This is a genomic window from Pseudomonas sp. S9 (assembly GCF_000222125.1).
Lineage (GTDB): Bacteria > Pseudomonadota > Gammaproteobacteria > Pseudomonadales > Pseudomonadaceae > Aquipseudomonas > Aquipseudomonas segetis.
Map to the genome: position 1 here is coordinate 49347 of NZ_AFFX01000004.1, position 17868 is coordinate 67214.

A 17868-nucleotide genomic window follows, 5' to 3' on the forward strand; every position below is an offset into this window, starting at 1 on the left:
ATCAGGATTATTCGTTGAGTGCAAAAGTTGCAGTCGGTTCAGTGGCAGTTACTGCGTCAGGTCGACGCGTGTTGTAGGTCAGTAAAAGGGCAAACAGCGCCAGAACAGCCAGGGCAGCGGCGGCAAAAGGCACACTTGAGAGGCCGAAGCCCTGGCCGATAACCACGCCACCGAGCCAGGCGCCAAGGGCGTTCCCGACGTTAAATGCGCCGATATTCAGGGTTGAGACCAGGTTGGGAGCACCGCTACCGAAGGTCACGACGTTGACTTGCAATGCAGGCACGGCGGCAAAGGCTGCCACGGCCCACAGGAACAAGGTGATCTCAGCAGGAATCAGTGCCTGGCTGGTCCAGCTAAAGAGCGTTGAGATAGTCGCCATGGAGGCGAATACTGTGATCAGGGTGAGTTTCAACTGGCGATCAGCAAAACGCCCGCCGAGCACATTGCCCAGGGTCAGGCCGAGGCCAATCAGCAGCAGCGTCAGGGTGATGCCATGGGGCGATACGCCGGTGACTTCGCCGAGCAGCGGGGCAATGTAGGTGAACAAGGCAAACATCGAGGCAGAGAACAGCACGGTGGTGCTCAGCGCCAACCATAAGCCTGCGTTGTTGAGTGCACGAATTTCGCTGCGCAGATCGGCTTTTTCAGCGTCATGCCGGTTTGGCAGGTAACGCCACAAACCAATCAGGGCGAGTACACCAATCAGGGTGACGGCCCAGAACGTCGAGCGCCAGCCCGCTGCCTGGCCAAGGGCGGTTCCCAGCGGTACGCCAAGTACGTTGGCCAGGGTCAAACCGGTAAACATCAGGGCAACTGCAGAGGCGCGGCGGTTGGCTGGCACCAGGCTGGCAGCGACAACCGAGCCGATGCCAAAGAAGGCGCCATGACAGAGTGCGGTGACGATGCGAGCGGCCATAAGCATTTGATAATCGGGTGCCAGCGCGCAGAACAGGTTGCCGGCGATAAAAATGCTCATCAGGGTCATCAGCGCGGCTTTGCGCGGCCAGCTGGAGGTCGCCAGGGCCATGATCGGGGCGCCAATCGCGACGCCCAGGGCATAACCTGTCACCAGCCAACCGGCGCCAGGAATTGAAACGGACAGGTCCGTTGCGACTTCAGGCAACAGGCCCATGATCACGAATTCTGTGGTGCCGATGGCAAACGCAGATAAAGCAAGAACTATTAGCGCAATGGGCATACCCGCGGCTCCGCTATCAAGAATGTGGATTGAATAATCAGACTCAAAGCTGTTGGCTGAGCAGGCTCAGAAAGGCTTGAATGGTTGGTTCGTTACGTTTGAAGAAGTGCCACTGGCCAACTTTCTTGCTGGTGATCAGGCCCGCTTTCTGCAACGTGCGCAGGTGGGCGGAGACGCTTGATTGGGAAAGCCCGGTGCGTTGATCAATCTTGCCGGCACAAACACCGATCTCCAGTGGATGATCCTGATCGGCAAAATACGCCTCAGGGGTTTTCAACCACGCCAGAATGTCACGGCGAACCGGATGAGCCAGGGCTTTGACTATTTCATCAAGGTCGAGTTGTTGCTGGCTCATGGGATTACCTCCGCGATCTGTTTGTGGCCGGTAGGTTTATATCGGCTTTGGGCGAACTTTATATCGGGTTTGCACGATATACAGATCGGGGACGAACTTTATATCGGGTTTGCACGATATACAGATCGTTTGTGCCGATAGCCTTTATCGACATCATTGATAAAGCTGTCGCAGCCATTCAGGGCGTGTTTTGCTGGCTCGCCAATATTGCGCAGGCGCAAGAACAGGTAAGCTGTCGCCATGAACTATCTTGCACACCTTCATCTAGGCGGCAATGCGCCGGCCCAGTTGCTCGGCAGTCTCTACGGTGACTTCGTCAAGGGTCCGCTAGCAGGTCAGTGGCCGTCCGATATCGAGGCGGCAATTCGCCTGCATCGGCGGATTGATGTATTCACCGACAACCACCCGCTGCAATTGCAAGCTAGGGCTCGGTTCCCTGCGGCGCGCAGGCGTTACTCAGGCATTTTGCTGGATCTGTTCTTTGACCATTGCCTGGCCTTGAACTGGAGGCAGTTCAGCGATGAGCCGCTTGAGCGGTTCACGACCCGGGTTTACCAGGTCTTGAACGATGAGCCTGAACTGCCTGAACGGCTGGCATATATTGCGCCACGCATGGCCGCGCAAGACTGGCTCGGTAGCTACACCGACTTTGCCGTGTTGGAGCAAGTGATTTACGGCATGCAGCGGCGCTTGTCGCGCCCCGAAGGGCTGGCCGGTTCAATGGCTGAACTGGAACAGCTGTATCAGCCGCTGATGGATGACTTCCAGCTGTTCTATCCGCAGTTGCAAGCCTATGTCGCCGAGCAGTTGGCCCCGGGCTAGGCCGCTTCGAGCTCACTGTCGCTGGTAGCCGGCGCTAAGTTGCTGCCAAACAATGCCGCTGTGATTGCCGTCTGGGCCTGGCGTGCCAGGGCGTTGCGGTTGAGGTCGTGGCTTGCAATGGGCGTCAGCAACTGGATCTCGACTTCGGCGCGGTCGCTGCGAAACAGGCGCAACAGATGCGAGAGCATGTCGTCATCGCCAATAAAGGGGGCAATTTCATCGCGCTTGCCATTGCGTAGGTAACGAATTGCCACCGGTTGCAGTGCCACCGAGCTATCAATTGCACTGCTCAACAAGCGGCCATGAAAGGTGCGTACTGCCTGTCCGTCGGTTGTTGTGCCTTCCGGGAACATCAACAGGTTGCGCGATTGCTGCAAGTGGCGACTCAGTTGCTGGTTGAGCACCGTGCTATCGCCCGCGCCCCGGCGAATGAACAAGGTGCCGGCTTTTTGCGCCAGCCAGCCGGCTACTGGCCAACTGCGCACTTCGGCTTTGGACAGGAACGAAAGCGGAGCAAGCATGCCCAGCAGTGGAATATCGGTCCAGGAAATGTGGTTGCTGACCCACATCATTGGCGTTTCCGGCAGCCTTCCGCTGACCCTGACGTGAAACGGCAAGGCCGCGCTGAGGCGTGCCATGAACCAGCGGGTCAGGCGTTGGCGGGTGCTCATCAGGTCATGCTTGACGATACGTTCGGCAACGCTGATAACGCCAGCCAGCAAGGCTCCAAGGCCGATGACTGCAAGCAGGCGCAACAGGCGGAAATACAGGCGCAGTTTAATCATTGGGCCCCCATGGCTGGCGAAACGACCAAGTGTACAGGCTGCAAGCGCCTGTGCGCATCAGCCCACCGCTTTGAAGTGACGGGCATAACGCGGGCACAGTTCATCGCGTTTTAACAGAATGAACACGTCGGCCACATGGAAGTCCGGGTCCCAGCAGGGCTCACCGCAGATCTTCGCGCCCAGGCGCATGTAGGCTTTGAGCAATGGTGGCATCTCGGCAATGATGTTGCCGGGGATATCCAGGTTTGGCAGTGGCGTCTTGGGGTCGGCGCGGAGGTGTTCGGTGCACAGGTAACGCTCGCGCAGGCGTTGCATGATGGCCTGGGCCTGAATGCCACCATCTTGCATGGGTATGCTCGCGCAGCCCATCAGGTAGCTGTAGCTGCCCTGGTTGAGGACTTCCGCCAGTTCGCTCCAGAGCACGGCGATAGTGCCCCCATTGCGGTAGGCCGGGGCGACGCAGGTGCGACCGATTTCAAGCACTGGTCCCTGCAAATGCGCCAGGCCGTGCAGGCTGAACTCTTGCTCGCTGTAAAAATGCCCCAGGCTGGCAGCCGCTTGATGATCGAGCAGACGCGTGGTCGCCACAAGCTCGCCCGTGCTGAGGTCGCGCACGCCGATGTGGCTGCAGTGAACGTCGTAGTCATCCATGTCCAGGCCGAATTCGGCACCCTTGAGCTTTGCATCAAACTCACTGCTGAATACGCGAAAGCGCAGTGCCTGGGCTTCTTTAAGCGCGGAACTGCCAATCAGTCGTTCAGCTTGCAAGCGGCGAGTTGCAGTGCTTTTGTCGTGCGCTACCTGAGTCATAACGTTCTCTCCGTTAGCCGACTGTCCTGTGCTGTTGTCGAACCTTGTTGTTCGAAAACCGGCTCAATGCCTTGCAGTCGATCAGTCTTGTTAGGCAAGCTCAGGCTAAGTAGGGCGGGTGTCATCACTGTGAAGCTTTGGTGATGCTTGTGTGACAGCGCCCGCTCAACGCAATACTGCAGAGGACAGGCCCATGCCTTGGGACAAGTTGTTGCAACCCTGCCAGCGGATGGCGGATGGACAGGCGCTCGACGATTGGTACACCGCTTTGCTTGAGCGCCTGGCAGAGCCATCCGCTTTCGAGCTGGCCGTGCTGGGTGGGCGTTTGGCACCAACTCCCGGGCTGGCGTTCCTGGCTGGATACCAGGGCGCCTTGCGCGCGCTCTGGCCATCGGCGCCCTGGACGCTGGGGGCACTCTGCGTCACCGAGAACAGAAGCGTTCGGCCTGCTGACATGCAGACTCGCTTGAGTCAGTTACAGCTCAGCGGCCGCAAGGATTTTGTCACCGCTGGTGATGCCGCGCAGTGGCTGCTGGTGGCGGCGCGGGAGGAGGGCGATGGGCTCGCGCCGCAGGTCGCGATTACTGTGGTGGCCAACGGCGCTGCAGGCGTGCAAGTTGAGCAATTGCCTGCGCTGGGCTTTATGCCGGATGTCAGCCACGCCCGGTTGCAGCTCGACCAGGCCGCTTGTGAACGCCTGCCTGGCGATGGTTGGGATGATTATGTAAAGCCCTTCCGCAGTATCGAAGACCTGCATGTGCTGGCTGCGATATGCGCCTGGTTATACGGCATCGGGCACGAGTCTGCCTGGCCCGTGGATCTGCAGTTGCGTTTGCTGGGCCTGCTCAGTGGCTGTGCCGAGGTCAGCAGGGCGAGCGCCAAGGCGCCCACCACCCATGTGTTGCTTGGCGGCCTGTTCGCCCAGTTCGCGGCATTGGGCCCTGAACTGGATCATGCGCTGGCGGCCGGTGATGAGCACTGGGCGGCACTTTGGCAGCGTGATAAGGCATTGATGTCCATTGCCAGGAGTGCGCGCCAGGCGCGTTTGCAAAAAGCCCTGGCGCAATTGGCCGGCCAGGTTTTCGCGAGTTGAGTTGACCCAGGTCAGTAACAAGTCGGTGCAAGCTGGCTAACGTCGCTTGGTTTGGGGAGAGAACAAATCCATGCGCCGCGAGCCAATTGTGTTGTTTGAGAAAGATGGCCATCAATGCCTGATGTTTGATGACCTGGTCAGCGGCGAAGGCGTACAGTCCAACCAATTCCTGATTATCAATGATGATCAGTACCTGCTTCTCGATCCGGGCGGTGACCTGACCTACACACCGCTTTCGCTGGGGTTATCGAGGTACATAGAGGTCCAGGACCTTACCTATATTTTTGCCTCCCACCAAGACCCGGACATTATCGCTTCGCTGGACAAGTGGTTGTTGCACACCCGCGCCAAAGTGATCTGCTCAAAACTGTGGGCGCGATTCCTGCCGCACTTGACGGCCAATTACCTGGCCATAAACCACGGCATATCGACCTATGACCGGATTATTGCCTTGCCTGATCGCGGTGAGACATTTGCCCTGGGGCGCAGCAAACTGAAAGCCATTCCCGCGCATTTCCTGCACTCGGTCGGTAACTTCCAGCTCTATGACCCACTGAGCAAGATCCTGTTTAGTGGCGATATGGGCGCATCGCTGGTTGATGATGCCAACCCGGTAAACGACTTTATGAACCATGTGCCAAACATGCTCGGTTTCCACCGGCGCTACATGGCAAGCAACAAAGTCTGTCGTCTGTGGGCGGCAATGGTTCGGCAAATGGATATCGAGATGATCGTGCCCCAGCACGGGCGTCCCTTTGTGGGCAAAGAGATGATCAATACATTTTTAATGTGGGTTGAAAACCTCGAGTGCGGCTTGGATCTGCTCAGCCAGGATGACTTTCGCGAGCCGCGTGATTAAAAGATGTGCCTAATTGCCATGTAATCCGGCGCGTTCGGTACTATTTCGGTCATATTGGCCGTGCTAGGGTGCTGCCTCGAAACTGACAAGAGGCGTATCAATGCCCGCTCCAATTTTATCCAGGCTGAGCTTTGCGCTGTTGCTCTGCTTTGCCAGCATCACGGCCCACGCCGAGCACTGGCCGATACCTGATTGGTCGACGCAAACCAGCAGCCATGACGCCGCGCAACAATCGGCGCTGGCCGCACTGGAGGATTACGCCTTTGCTGCGCGTGATGACCAGAGCCGCAAGGGCGTGCGTACCGATGCATTGCTTGTGGTGCGTGATGGCCAGATTGTTTATGAACGCTATGCCGGACCAACCAAGGTCGACACGCCGCACCTGACCTGGTCCGTGAGCAAGAGCATCTTTGCCGCGGTGTTGGGTGTCGCCTACGGCCAGGGACGTTTCAAACTGGATGCGCCGGTGGCTGTTTATTACCCGCCAATGGCGGCGCATCCCGACATCAAGATGGGCCACTTGCTCAACTGGGCGTCGGGGCTCGATTGGGAAGAAGATTACGAGTATGCACCGCTGAAATCATCGGTGGTGGCCATGCTTTACACCCGTGGCCGAGATGACATGGCCGCCTTTGTTGCCAATCATCCAAGCGATGCCGAACCGGGCCAGCGCTTCCGTTACTCCAGCGGTGACAGCACCATGCTCGCCGCAGCGCTCAAGGGCATGCTTGATGCCGAGCAGTACAAGAACTATCCGTGGACAGCCTTGTTCGAACCGCTGGGTATCAAGTCCGCGGCCTGGGAAACCGACCCGACCGGTACCTTTGTCGGTTCATCCTATGCGTATATGAGCGCCCGCGACCTGGCCAGGGTTGGCTTGCTGATGCAGCGTGACGGCCGTTGGGGCGAGCAGCAGTTACTGCCCAAGGCCTGGGTGGATTTCAACCTTACAGCCTTTGCCAACTATCAGCCCGATCCGCAACAACCCAATGCTGCGGTTCCGGGTGGCCAGTGGTGGTTGAACCAGGGCGTGAATGGCTCTGCCAAACCCTGGCCGGATGCTCCGCAGGACAGCTTTGCCGCACTCGGCCACTGGGGGCAGAGCCTGTATGTGATCCCCAGCAAAAACCTGATCATCGTGCGCTATGCCGACGACCGCGACGGCAGTTATAACCACAACCAGCTGCTGAAACTTGCGCAGGCAGCCTTTGCCAAGGTGCAACCATGATCCGTCGCTTGCTTATCCGGTTGTTAATCATATTGCTGGCGCTGCTGGCAGTCTGGACATGGTTGAATCGCGAGCACTTGCAGGCATTCCCCGGCATCCTTGGCGCCTACACTGCCAAGGAGTATTGCTCTTGCCGCTATGTAATGGATAACCCGGAGCAGTATTGTGTGGGCTACGCCAAGCAGTATCTGCCGCTTAGCGGATTCTTCGATGACGTGGTCAACAAGCGCGTGACGGCGCGCGCCCTGGGCAGTAGCCAGTCGGCGCAATGGCTCGGGCCGCGTCAAGGTTGCCAGTTGTTGCCACAGGCTGCGGACTTGCCTGAGTAAGGCGGGCTAGACCGAGGTCGATTTCAGCAGGGGTTTGCAAGGCGTGCTCATGCAGCTATCGTTGCGCATGAGCCGCTGCGCTCAATTGCCAAGCAACCTGCTGATTTCGGAGATTTATGCGCCTGTTGTTCGCCATACTGCTGAGCCTGGGCATTGTGCTGCCGGCTCAGGCCAAATGGTATCTAGACAACGAGTCTTCACGCCTGTCATTTATCTCGACCAAGAATCTCGATACCTCCGAAGTCCATCGCTTCCTGACCTTGCACGGCACTGTGAGCGACAGTGGCGAAGCCAGTTTGCGGGTCGAGTTGGAATCAGTCAGCACCGGGATATCCTTGCGTGATGAGCGAATGCGTTCGCTTTTATTCGATATCGCCAAGTTTCCCCAGGCCAGGGTGTCCGCGCAGTTGGATATCCGGCCAATCAGTACGCTTGCGGCGGGCGCGCAACTTGAGTTGAGCCTGCCCTTGACCCTGACGCTGCACGGTCAAAGCCACAGTTATAGGGTGGAGCTATTGGCCACGCGCCTTGACGACCACCGCTTCCAGGTTGTCACGCTTGCGCCATTGGTGCTCAACGCCGCCGACTTCGACCTGCTCAAGGGGCTTGATGCCTTGCGCAAAGTGGCTGGGTTATCGGCAATTAGTCGCTCAGTGCCGGTTGGTGCTGTCCTGATCTTTACACGCCGCTGATGGCCGGCCTGATTTTCAACTGGCGCCAGGGTAATCGTTTTACCTTGCTCAGCGACGGGCCTGAATTCTTCCCGCGGATGATTGATGCCATCGATAGCGCGCGGCAGCAAGTCGAGTTCGAGCTTTACCTGATTGAAAGCGGTACCTGCGCCGACCAGGTATTGCGCGCCCTGTGTGATGCGGCCCAGCGCGGCGTTGCCGTGCGCTGTCTGTTTGACGCCTATGGCGCTCAGGCGTTGACCAAGGCTGATCGTGCACTGCTAAGCAATGCCGGTGTTGAGATGCGCTGGTACAACCCGATACGCTGGCGCCGGGGTATACGCAATTTCTATCGTGATCACCGCAAGCTGCTATTGACCGATGGGCGGCTGGCGTTTGTCGGTGGCGCCGGGGTAACAGACGACTTCTGGTGCACGGACAACCCAGAAAGCGCCTGGCACGAGACCATGGTCGAGATCGATGGTCCGCTGGTCGAGGATTGGCAGCAACTCTTCGAGCGCCAGTGGCAGGCGTGCAATACGCGCCTTTCATGGCGGCCCTCGGCAACTGCCGGGCTTAATCGTCTGCCGGTATCGCCGCCAGTAGGTGTCGGCCTTGGTCGTGTTGCCTATGCGGACGCCAAGCAGCACCGCGACATATTGCAATCGATGGTGCGCGCACTGCAGTCTGCCGAGGGCCGCATCTGGTTTGCAACGCCTTATTTCTTGCCGACATGGAAGGTGCGTCGGGCCTTGCGCAAGGCGGCGGCCCGGGGTGTCGATGTGCGTCTGTTGCTCAGTGGGCGACGCACGGATCACCAACCCGTGCGCCTGGCCGGTCACCGTTACTACCCGCGCCTGCTGCGTGCTGGCGTGCAGATCTTCGAGTACCAGCCACGTTTTTCGCATCAAAAAATAGTGCTGGTCGATCAGTGGGTGAGCATCGGTTCATGCAATTTTGACCACTGGAATCTGCGGTTTAACCTTGATGCCAACCTTGAGGCGCTGGATAAACCCTTCACCCAAGCCATAGTCGATCGTCTTACGGCTGACTTTGCTGACAGTCGTCAGGTTGACCTGGATCTATGGCTCCCCCCGCCACTGTGGAAGCGTCTGCAACAGCGGCTTTGGGGCTGCATTGATCGCATTGCGGTCAATCTGCTGGACCGGCGCCGCTAGGCAGCTCCTGAAAAACTAATGCGCCAGGTATTGCTGGGGCCGCTCTTGGTGCTCAGGCTTCGGACCAGTCTTTGGCTGTTGCGTTGCGCCTTGTTCTTCCGTCGTTTGCTACCTATTGCGAAGGTTCCCAGGCTCGAACTCAAGCGCTGCACTTTTGTCGGGGCGTCGTTGCTGCAGCCCAGGGCTATGCTCGGCCCATAACAACAAAAGGAATGGTTATGCGCTGCCTTCATCCCTTGCTCATACTGCTCATGCCGATGTGTTTCGGGCTTGGCGCCTGTTCAACCCTAGGTGGATTTTTTGGCGATACACAAGGCGCGGCATATACTGCGCAGCAGCCTACGGCCTCTCAGCGGGCAATTGTCTATCTATACCGGCCCAGGAGCACTTGGGCTGATCAGGAGCTTGAGGCTCCTGGGCTGTTTGTGAATAACCAGCTTCAAGGCAGCTTGCCAAGTAATGGCTACCTGGCATTCGAGATCGATCCTGCGCACTACCAGATCGAGCTGCGCCGCCCATTGCTGGGCAGTTACTGGACCTGGCTCGCTGATAGCTCGTTCGACTTTGTCAGCATCGCCAAATTGACTCTGGTCAGTGAGGCGGGGAGTCGCTACTTCTTTCGCTATGACGAGCTTAATCCGCCGCCGGGGAAGAGCCCTGTCCCCGCCGTTGGTGATGGGCCGGTGCAACAAGTCCCAGCTGCCGTGGCCGAGACCGAGATCATTCATACGCGCCAGCTCCAACCCTTGCGCGCTGTCACGCCAACTGCTCATGAACCTGATTTCTGGAGCGAGCCTGCACGCTCTCTCGGGCTCTGATTCAGTCAATTTGCACATCTGCTTGAAGTAGTTACCGGCTATTACCTGTCTATCCTGCAATGGGCAGATACTGCCTGCCGAGATTAACCACCGAGCGAGGAATGCAAACATGGCTGCGAAGAAAATTCTGATGTTGGTTGGTGACTACGTCGAAGATTACGAAGTAATGGTGCCGTTTCAAGCGTTGCAGATGGTTGGCTATACCGTTCACGCGGTCTGCCCGGATAAAACCGCCGGGCAGTCTGTGCGCACGGCCATTCACGACTTTGAAGGTGATCAGACCTACAGCGAGAAGCCTGGGCACAATTTTGCTCTGAACTTCAGTTTTGCCGATGTCAAAGCCAAGGATTATCAGGGCCTGGTCGTACCTGGCGGACGTTCGCCCGAGTACTTGCGCCTCAATGCCGATGTGCTCAAGCTGGTACAAGCCTTCGCCAAGGCCGATAAACCGATTGCGGCTGTTTGCCACGGCGCGCAATTGCTTGCTGCAGCAGGCGTGCTCAAGGGGCGTGAATGCAGTGCTTATCCCGCTTGTGCGCCGGAAGTGACCCTGGCTGGAGGTACTTTTGTTGAGATCGCCGTTGACCATGCCCACGTTGAGGGTAACCTGGTGACCGCCCCTGCATGGCCGGCGCATCCGACCTGGTTGGCAGGTTTTCTGATGCTGCTGGGAGCCAAGATTTCCCTGTAGGCTAAAGCCATCGAAGCCATGTCTTTATGGCTTTTCCTGGCATTTGAAGGAGGATGAGCCCGTGTGTGAGCTTTATATAAAAGCCGACCCGATTCTGTACGAGTCGCGTTCGCGCTCTCTGCGAATTCGCGGCGTGGTCACGACCTTGCGCCTGGAGAATCAGTTCTGGGACATCCTCCGCGAGATTGCCGAGACAGATGGCATGACCACCAACCAGTTGATCAGCAAGCTCTACGACGAGGTCATGGACTATCGCGGCGAGGTGGTCAACTTCGCTTCCTTTTTGCGGGTGAGTTGCAGTCGTTACCTGGCTCAGCGGCGTGGTGCCGTGGCCGAGTTAAGCCTGGTTGGGCGTGCTGGTTGAGCGCCTGCCAGGAACGCATGCCCTGGGTAACTCAACGCTGACTTCAAGGCCCCCCAAGGGGGAGTCAGTCAATGCAATGGTACCGCCATGCAACTCTATTACCCTCATTACAATTGAAAGGCCAAGCCCGGCACCTTGGCCGTCACCTTGACGGTAAAAGCGTTCAAAAACCTTTGGGCGCTGGTTCTTATCGATGCCTGGGCCACTGTCTTGAATTCGAATCCGCAAGCTATCGGCACTTGACTCCATGCAAACCTGTACATGGCCACCTGCCGGTGTGTATTGCACCGCATTACTGATCAGGTTTTGCAGTAATGTACCGATGCTCGGGCTATCGCCATGCAGGTTGAAGTCGGCATTCTCATCCGCATCGAGGGTCAATTCCTGATTTTTTTCGAGGGCAAGGGGAGTCAGCTCCGCCAGCTCATTCCGGCTGTAGGCCAGCAGGTCGAAGTCAACCATCGCCAGTTGCACAACGTGGGGATCAAGCCGGGCGAGCGTCAACAACTGAGCCACCACCCGGGTTGCCCGCTCGACGCCAACGCCAAGCTGCCTCAGGGCTTCATCGCGGTCGCTCGGGTCGGTGGTTTGCAGCGCGTTTTGCGCATGGATGCGTAGCACCGCAAGCGGAGTACGCAACTCATGCGCGGCATCGGCGAAAAAGCGCTTTTCCTGATTGAGCAATTGGTTGACCTGCATCAGCAATCGGTTGAGCGCCGCATTCATTGGTTCCAGTTCCGAGGGTAACGGACCCACGATCATGGGGGAGAGATTGTCCGGGGCCCGCCGCTTGATGTTGTTTGCCATGGTTTGTAACGGACGTAGACCCCAACCTACAGCGCCCCACACCAGCAGTGCGAGCAAGGGCAGGCCGAATAGATCGGGTATCAGGCTGCGCTTGGCAATTTTACTGACCAGTTCTCCTCGTACATCTCCTCGCTCACCGACCATGATCCAGTGGTCATCCTGGAGGTCCCTGAGCATGAATAGCCGCCATTGGTTCTGGTCCATTTTGATGTCGTGATAGCCAATCAGGCTGCGTTCGAGCGCCGAAAGAGGTTCGCCTTCTGTGTGATTGTGCGCGGGAAGGTTCTGCATATGCAGTTTCGCGAGAATACGTTGCAGCGCAGGTTCGGGGGCACTGGCCGAATGCAGTAATACTTTGCCCTGGTCATCAATCACCTGGAAGGCCAACTTGCCTTCGTAAGGATGGCCACCGAGCATTTTCTCGTCGCTACGGCTGTCGGCCAGCGCTTGATTGAGTGCATTCTGGAGCAGGGCTCGCGAGCCGTCGGGCATATCGGCGCCGACGAAGCCCGCCAGCAAGCGGGCGGTTTGTGCAAGTTGCGCGTCAAACAGTTCTTCGGTTTCATGCCTGGCGTCATGGTAGCTCTTGAAGGAAATAACCGTCATGGTCACGCTTAAAAAGCCGAGAACCAGCGCCAGGGTCCGTGAACGAATCGAACGCATCATGCTTTATCGACCAAATAACCTACGCCACGGATAGTGCGAATTAACTCAGGGAAAAACTTTTTACGCAAATGGTGCACATGGACTTCAAGTGCATTGCTTTCAATTTCTTCACCCCAGCCATAGAGCGCTTGCTGCAATTTGTCGCGGCTCATGACGCGGCCAGGTTGAGCCAGTAATTCATGCAGCAACAAATACTCTTTGCGTTGCAGGGTGATCGTCTGGCCTTGGTAGTTGACCTCATGGCTGACCGGGTCGAGGCTGATTCCGCGATACTCCAGTGCCGGTTGCGGGCGGTTGAAACTGCGGCGCAACAGCGCGCGTAACCGGGCTTTTAGTTCGGCCACATCAAAGGGCTTGATAAGGTAGTCATCTGCACCTGCGTCCAGGCCCTTGATGCGATCAGCCGTGGAGTCGCGAGCCGTCAGCACTAAAACAGGCACCGGATTGGCCGCCGCCCGCAGATGCTTGAGCACTTGCAGGCCATCCATGCGCGGCAAACCCAGGTCGAGCACTGCCAGGTCGAAGGCTTCCTCGCTCAGGGCATGCAGGGCGCTTTTACCATCTTGCAGCCAATCAACGGTATACCCCTCTGGCTTGAGTGCCGTACGGATACCTTCGCCCAATGCTGGATCGTCTTCGACAAGCAGAATACGCATTTGTAACTCCTTTCTTGCTATTCAAGCCTGTCCCAAGTCTATTACTCAAGCTCTGCGTCGATCTTTTTTAGTAGTAAACTAATGTCTTGCATACGACCTTTGTCGGCTGTTTCCCGGCCTGGGCGTGGCGCTGCCTGCTGAGCTTTAAGCGCAAATTTTCTCGCGTCTTGGTAGTGTTTCTGGCGAAACAGAAAGTCGGCGTAGAAGTAGTTTGGATCGATGCCACTCGGGTTAATTGCCAGCGCTTGTTTGAGCATAGTCTCTGCTTTGCTGTCGTCACCAAAGCCAATGGGCCAACCGGGTACCTGGTAGTACAAGCTGCCCAGGCTGGTGTAGGCCGATCCGCTTAGCGCGCGCGGGTCTATTTGCAGCGCTTGTTCGAGCTTGGCTTTAGCGTCTTTGACCAAGCCCAGTGCTCCGAGCCCACCTTTAGCACCCGCATAGGTGCTTAGGATAATGCCATTCCAGATCAACAGTTCTGCTGAGTCCGGTTCGGACTTCACAGCTTGTTCGGCGCTGACACTGAGCTTTTCAAAGGCTGCTTCACGCTGGTCAGCTGGCAGGCTGTAATTGATTTCAGCCCAGCGTTGTTGCAGTTGCTTGAGGTTGTCTTGTCCTTCGCTACTGAGTGCCAATGCAGGCAGGCTCGCCAGGCAGAGCAGGATACAGGCAGCGTTGCGAATAAATGTGGGCATGGCTGGAGCCCCCTAGGCGTTGTGACGTACAAAGCGTTGGATTGTGGGTAGTTGCTTGCGTAGAGCCTGGTCAACGACACGCGGCAGCAAGCTGTTGAGACGAACAAACAGTTTCTCGGGCCAACCGAGGTAAGACTCTTCGGTTTCCTTGTCTATGGCGTTAGCCAATTGTGCGGCGACTGTTTCAGGAGCATCCATGGCGACCTTGAGCTCGTTGTTCATCGCAACGACAGTATCGGAGTTCATGCGGGTTTGGGTGGCTCGTGGGGCAAAGTACAGCACCTTGATTTGAGTATCGGCGAGCTCGCGGCGCAGTGCTTCAGAGAAGCCGCGCAAGGCGAATTTACTGGCGCAATAGGCGGTGAAGCCTGGATAGCCTATAGAGCCAAATGTTGAGCCCAGGTTAATGATCAGAGAGCGGCCTTGCTGGCGCAGAATAGGCAGCAGACGATGAGTCAGTTGCAGGGTCGAGGTGACATTCAGCTCGATCATCTGGGCTAACTGGTCTTCATCATGCTGCTCAAGCAGGCTGAAGTGGTTGAGGCCAGCGCCGTTGATCAATGTATTTATACCGCCGAAGCGCTGGGCCGCAGCAACCACCGCTTCACGGCCATTACGCTGGCTGATATCGGCCTGCACGATCTCCAGGTTATTCGGATAGCGCCGGGCCAATGCCTGCAGCGCATCCGTTTGTCGACCGACCAGCAGCAGTCGGGCGCCTCGGGTGGCGAGTTGTTCAACAATGGCTTGGCCAATCCCACCACTTGCGCCGGTTAACAGGGCACGGCATTGCGAGAGATTCATCATGATTTCCTAGGCTGAGAGCGGCAGGCTGCGAAACATGTCGCCGTACAGGCGATAAACCACTTTGGCGGTATGGACCACGGCCGCTTGGTCATCTGTGTTATCGAGACGGTTCATCAGCTTTTTGTAGAACTCGATATGTTCGATGTCCAAACTGCCGTGCGAGCTCAGATAGCTAAAGGCGTTGTCGGGCAGTTGCAGCTTGTCTTGGATCACCCCGGCTGCTTGTGTGGCCAGGGTGATGCTGGTGCCTTCGAGCACGTTGACCATGCCAAAGAAACTCACCGGGTTGCTGCGAGCGATACGGTCGTAGACATAGCTGACCATCAACTCTGTCGGCAGCTTGGGTGTCCCGTTGCGTACGGCTTCAGGGTCGCCGCCGCAGGCCGCGATATCATTGAGTACCCACTCCTGGTGGCCGTATTCCTCTTCAACGTATTCAGCCACCGCAGCGCGTAGCCATTCCAACCGCTCAGGCAAGCGTGAGCCGCATGCCATCAGTAATGGAACCGTGTGCTTGACGTGGTGGTATGCCTCGGTGAGAAAGCCAATGTAGCTGTTCAGACTGACGATGCCTGACATGGCCTGCTGGATGATAGGTGCACTGAGTAGGTAGTTACGTTCCTCAGTGGTTTGCTCGAGTAGCGAGTCATAAAAGTTCATGGGAGGGCTCCGGTCATCGGTACATCGGCGATTAAATGGGTAATCGCCTCTTGATAATGCTGCTGCACCGCATTGCGGCGTAGCCGGCCATTGGCTGTGGTCATGTCATTGGTAACGCTGAAGGGGTGTTCGGCGCGTAACCAGTGATGGACTTGGGCGTAGTCCGGCAGTTGCTGATTAACTTCCTGCACCGCAGCCGCCAGGTCTTCATCTGTGGTGTCGGGAAATCGTGGGACCAGTACCGCTACGTTCTGCGCCATGGCTTCGCCCTGAACCCATGCCTGGGCGATGGGAAGTCGCTGGGTGAGTTCGGCTTCCACCCATTCAGGGTTTACGTTGCGCCCGTATGCGGTAATGAATTGGTGCTTCTTGCGGCCATGCAGTACCAGGTAATCGCCGTCAAAGTGGCCAAGATCGCCGCTGGCAAGCCATTCGTCCTGCGCTTCAGCCTCGCCGACATAGCCGAGCATGTGCGGCCCTTTGATCATTACCTCGCCGTCACTGGCCAGGCGGATCTGTAAATGCCCAAGTGGTTTGCCAACAGTGCCAACCTTGCGGGCTTCAGGAGTGTTCAAGCACACGACCGAGGCACATTCCGATAAGCCGTAGCCTTCAAAAACAGGCAAGCCGAGTTCACCGCACCGATCCAGTAGCTGGGGCGCGACTCGACCACCGCCGACGGCGATAAAGCGCAGGGATGAAGGCAGCGGTAGGCCACGCTCAGCTGATGTAACAAGTGCCAGCAGCAGTTGTGGCAGCAGAATCAGGCTATGGGGTTGCAGTTCATTCAAACTGGTTAGAAATTGCATGAGGTTGAACTGACTGGCACCTTGCAAGCCGGATTTAGCCATCGGAATCAGTTCAACCTGTGCGCCCGCTATCAGCGGTGCGTAAACACCTGCCAGGTTTTCCAGCAGCGTCGCCAGGGGAAGAATGCACAGGTGCCGCTCAACCGAGCACGACAAGCTGGCGAGGTAAAGACTGTTGGCTACCTCAAGCTGCGTGGCAATGTCCAGGCACACGCCTTTAGGGTTGCCAGTGGTTCCTGAGGTGTAGGTGATTTTGCAGGTCCCGGCAGGCAGTTCAGGGTAGTGCCCTAGCTTGCGCTGTAACCAGCCTTCAGCATTTTCACTGAACCCCAGTGATTGGCTTGTTTCATTTGGGAGGCCGATCAGGCAATCGACGCCAGCGCTGTCCATGACATGCTTTTGCTGGGCTGCCGAAAAAAATCCAGGCAAGGGGATGCATACCAGCCCCGCGTGCAAAATGGCCAAGTCCCACAGCACCCATTCGATGCCATTGTCCAGTGCCAGCGCGACGCGGGTTACGTCCTGGGCGAGGAGTCTTTCGCTGCGTGCACTGACTTCGTCGACCAGTTGGCAGTAGCTCAGGGTGTCAGTGCCTTGGCGCAACGCGACTGAGTCATTGCGGCTGCGCAGTTGCTGGAAAAAGCGCTCAGCTACAGGCCACATTAGGCATTTCCTCAAGTGCGTAGAGTGCTTTGTGACCAAGGCGTGGATAGGCACCGAGTTGCATCAAGCGCTGGTGGCCATTGAAGATATCGCCAGCCATCACCTGCGGATTACTTTCGTAGTAGCTGCCCCAGTCGACTAACTCATCGCCCATGCATTTGGGGTCAGCAGGGCCTAATGCCAGCGGGGTCAGCCCCAGGCGTTGGAAGCTGTTGAGCAGGGCAGGCGTGCTGGTAAATGTTACCCAGCGAAACCCCATGGCTACCAACAAGTCGGTAATGGCAACAATCAGCAGGCGCGCTGCACCGGCGCTATTCGCGGCTAGATTACCGACTTCGACCAGTTGCTCGCGGGTTGGCGCAAGTGTGCCAATGGATTGTGCAATGACGATCTCGGTTTGTTGCCCCAGGTAGCGCTCAAGGAATAAAGGGCCCTGCGCGGCGCTGCGCAGTCCGACAGCACCCAGAAGCTCCCCGTTTTCACTTTCGAGTCCGAATAGACAGGGCATGAAGTGATGCACATTGGCTGCGTATTGTTGAGCAAACCGGTGCCGGATAAACGCCTCGACCTGCAGGCGATGAGCACTGCCTGGGTGGGCGATAATCAAGTTGAGTGGCTTATCACGGCCGATCTTGGCGATTACCTGATCTTGGTCGGTCCAGGGTAAATCCATGGTAGTACTCTCAAAGCGGGGGGCTTGATGTGCATCGTGCTTAAAGAGTCTTAACGGATTATTAAGTTACACGCCGGGCTGGATCAATCGCCGACGAGGGCATGGAACCAAGTTAAACGGCCTATTCACTTGGCTTGCCTGGTATGTATCAATGTATTACTGGCTTAATCCTTTGCCGCTTTGGATCCAGGCAGCACAATGCAAAACGCCCCGAACCAGTCGGGGCGTTTT

21 protein-coding genes are annotated in these 17868 nt (G+C 57.3%); 10 read left to right on the plus strand and 11 right to left on the minus strand.

Going from position 1 to position 17868, the window contains the following annotated elements:
* Positions 1-7 precede the first annotated feature (7 nt).
* Positions 8-1198 carry an MFS transporter gene (locus PSES9_RS0109200; protein ID WP_010486262.1) on the minus strand — a complete coding sequence of 397 codons (1191 nt, stop codon included), beginning with the start codon at positions 1196-1198 and terminating at the stop codon, positions 8-10.
* Positions 1199-1241: 43 nt separating this feature from the next.
* Entirely contained in the window at positions 1242-1553 is a 312-nt protein-coding gene (locus tag PSES9_RS0109205) for an ArsR/SmtB family transcription factor (RefSeq protein ID WP_010486263.1), read from the minus strand.
* 240 nt (positions 1554-1793) lie between these two features.
* On the opposite strand from PSES9_RS0109205, the gene PSES9_RS0109215 reads away from it, so the two are divergent.
* A complete protein-coding gene (locus PSES9_RS0109215) occupies positions 1794-2375 on the plus strand; it encodes an acyl carrier protein phosphodiesterase (protein ID WP_010486264.1) in 582 nt (193 codons plus the stop codon).
* On the opposite strand, the gene PSES9_RS0109220 is transcribed toward PSES9_RS0109215, so the two are convergent.
* Positions 2372-3160, minus strand: coding sequence for a lysophospholipid acyltransferase family protein (locus tag PSES9_RS0109220; RefSeq protein WP_010486265.1), 789 nt, complete (start codon positions 3158-3160; stop codon positions 2372-2374). The genes PSES9_RS0109215 and PSES9_RS0109220 overlap by 4 nt on opposite strands.
* Positions 3161-3217: 57 nt before the next feature.
* Positions 3218-3970 (minus strand): L-ornithine N(alpha)-acyltransferase, encoded by a 753-nt coding sequence (olsB, locus tag PSES9_RS0109225; RefSeq protein ID WP_010486266.1) that lies wholly within the window; start codon positions 3968-3970, stop codon positions 3218-3220.
* 193 nt (positions 3971-4163) lie between these two features.
* On the opposite strand from olsB, the gene PSES9_RS0109230 reads away from it, so the two are divergent.
* The 9 genes from PSES9_RS0109230 to PSES9_RS0109275 all read left to right on the plus strand — a co-directional run bounded on the left by PSES9_RS0109230 (position 4164) and on the right by PSES9_RS0109275 (position 11201).
* Complete coding sequence (locus PSES9_RS0109230) at positions 4164-5063, plus strand: acyl-CoA dehydrogenase family protein (protein ID WP_010486267.1); 900 nt, start codon at positions 4164-4166, stop codon at positions 5061-5063.
* A 70-nt stretch (positions 5064-5133) separates the two neighbouring features.
* Complete coding sequence (locus PSES9_RS0109235) at positions 5134-5922, plus strand: MBL fold metallo-hydrolase (RefSeq protein WP_010486268.1); 789 nt, start codon at positions 5134-5136, stop codon at positions 5920-5922.
* A gap of 100 nt (positions 5923-6022) precedes the next feature.
* On the plus strand, positions 6023-7150 hold the full coding sequence (locus PSES9_RS0109240) for a serine hydrolase domain-containing protein (protein WP_010486269.1): 1128 nt from the start codon (positions 6023-6025) through the stop codon (positions 7148-7150).
* A complete protein-coding gene (locus tag PSES9_RS0109245; protein ID WP_010486270.1) occupies positions 7147-7479 on the plus strand; it encodes a hypothetical protein in 333 nt (110 codons plus the stop codon). The genes PSES9_RS0109240 and PSES9_RS0109245 overlap by 4 nt, the downstream gene beginning before the upstream one ends.
* Positions 7480-7595: 116 nt before the next feature.
* On the plus strand, positions 7596-8171 hold the full coding sequence (locus tag PSES9_RS0109250; RefSeq protein WP_010486272.1) for a YceI family protein: 576 nt from the start codon (positions 7596-7598) through the stop codon (positions 8169-8171).
* The gene (locus PSES9_RS0109255) at positions 8171-9328 is read left to right on the plus strand and encodes a phospholipase D-like domain-containing protein (RefSeq protein ID WP_010486275.1); all 1158 of its coding nucleotides are present in this window, start codon (positions 8171-8173) and stop codon (positions 9326-9328) included. The genes PSES9_RS0109250 and PSES9_RS0109255 overlap by 1 nt, the downstream gene beginning before the upstream one ends.
* A gap of 257 nt (positions 9329-9585) precedes the next feature.
* Positions 9586-10146 carry a DUF2846 domain-containing protein gene (locus PSES9_RS23270; RefSeq protein ID WP_238530383.1) on the plus strand — a complete coding sequence of 187 codons (561 nt, stop codon included), beginning with the start codon at positions 9586-9588 and terminating at the stop codon, positions 10144-10146.
* A gap of 109 nt (positions 10147-10255) precedes the next feature.
* Positions 10256-10837 carry a DJ-1/PfpI family protein gene (locus tag PSES9_RS0109270; protein ID WP_010486280.1) on the plus strand — a complete coding sequence of 194 codons (582 nt, stop codon included), beginning with the start codon at positions 10256-10258 and terminating at the stop codon, positions 10835-10837.
* Positions 10838-10898: 61 nt separating this feature from the next.
* Positions 10899-11201 (plus strand): ribbon-helix-helix domain-containing protein, encoded by a 303-nt coding sequence (locus tag PSES9_RS0109275; RefSeq protein ID WP_010486282.1) that lies wholly within the window; start codon positions 10899-10901, stop codon positions 11199-11201.
* Here the strand turns inward: PSES9_RS0109275 and PSES9_RS0109280 are convergent.
* Genes PSES9_RS0109280 through PSES9_RS0109310 form a run of 7 tightly spaced genes read right to left on the minus strand, consistent with a single transcriptional unit; the run spans position 11175 to position 17637 of the window.
* Positions 11175-12671 (minus strand): ATP-binding protein, encoded by a 1497-nt coding sequence (locus PSES9_RS0109280; protein WP_010486285.1) that lies wholly within the window; start codon positions 12669-12671, stop codon positions 11175-11177. The two genes, PSES9_RS0109275 and PSES9_RS0109280, sit on opposite strands and share 27 nt — an antisense overlap.
* Positions 12671-13330: a response regulator transcription factor gene (locus PSES9_RS0109285; protein WP_010486287.1), complete on the minus strand. Its 660-nt coding sequence runs from the start codon at positions 13328-13330 to the stop codon at positions 12671-12673. Before PSES9_RS0109285 ends, PSES9_RS0109280 begins: the two co-directional genes overlap by 1 nt.
* A 41-nt stretch (positions 13331-13371) precedes the next feature.
* Complete coding sequence (locus PSES9_RS0109290) at positions 13372-14025, minus strand: tetratricopeptide repeat protein (protein WP_010486288.1); 654 nt, start codon at positions 14023-14025, stop codon at positions 13372-13374.
* A gap of 12 nt (positions 14026-14037) precedes the next feature.
* Positions 14038-14829 (minus strand): SDR family oxidoreductase, encoded by a 792-nt coding sequence (locus tag PSES9_RS0109295; protein WP_010486289.1) that lies wholly within the window; start codon positions 14827-14829, stop codon positions 14038-14040.
* 9 nt (positions 14830-14838) lie between these two features.
* Positions 14839-15492, minus strand: coding sequence for a TenA family transcriptional regulator (locus tag PSES9_RS0109300; RefSeq protein WP_010486290.1), 654 nt, complete (start codon positions 15490-15492; stop codon positions 14839-14841).
* Positions 15489-16964, minus strand: a complete 1476-nt coding sequence (locus PSES9_RS0109305; RefSeq protein ID WP_010486291.1) for an AMP-binding protein — start codon at positions 16962-16964, stop codon at positions 15489-15491. The genes PSES9_RS0109300 and PSES9_RS0109305 overlap by 4 nt, the downstream gene beginning before the upstream one ends.
* Positions 16948-17637, minus strand: a complete 690-nt coding sequence (locus PSES9_RS0109310; RefSeq protein ID WP_010486292.1) for a thermostable hemolysin — start codon at positions 17635-17637, stop codon at positions 16948-16950. The genes PSES9_RS0109305 and PSES9_RS0109310 overlap by 17 nt, the downstream gene beginning before the upstream one ends.
* Between the last annotated feature and the right edge of the window lie 231 nt (positions 17638-17868).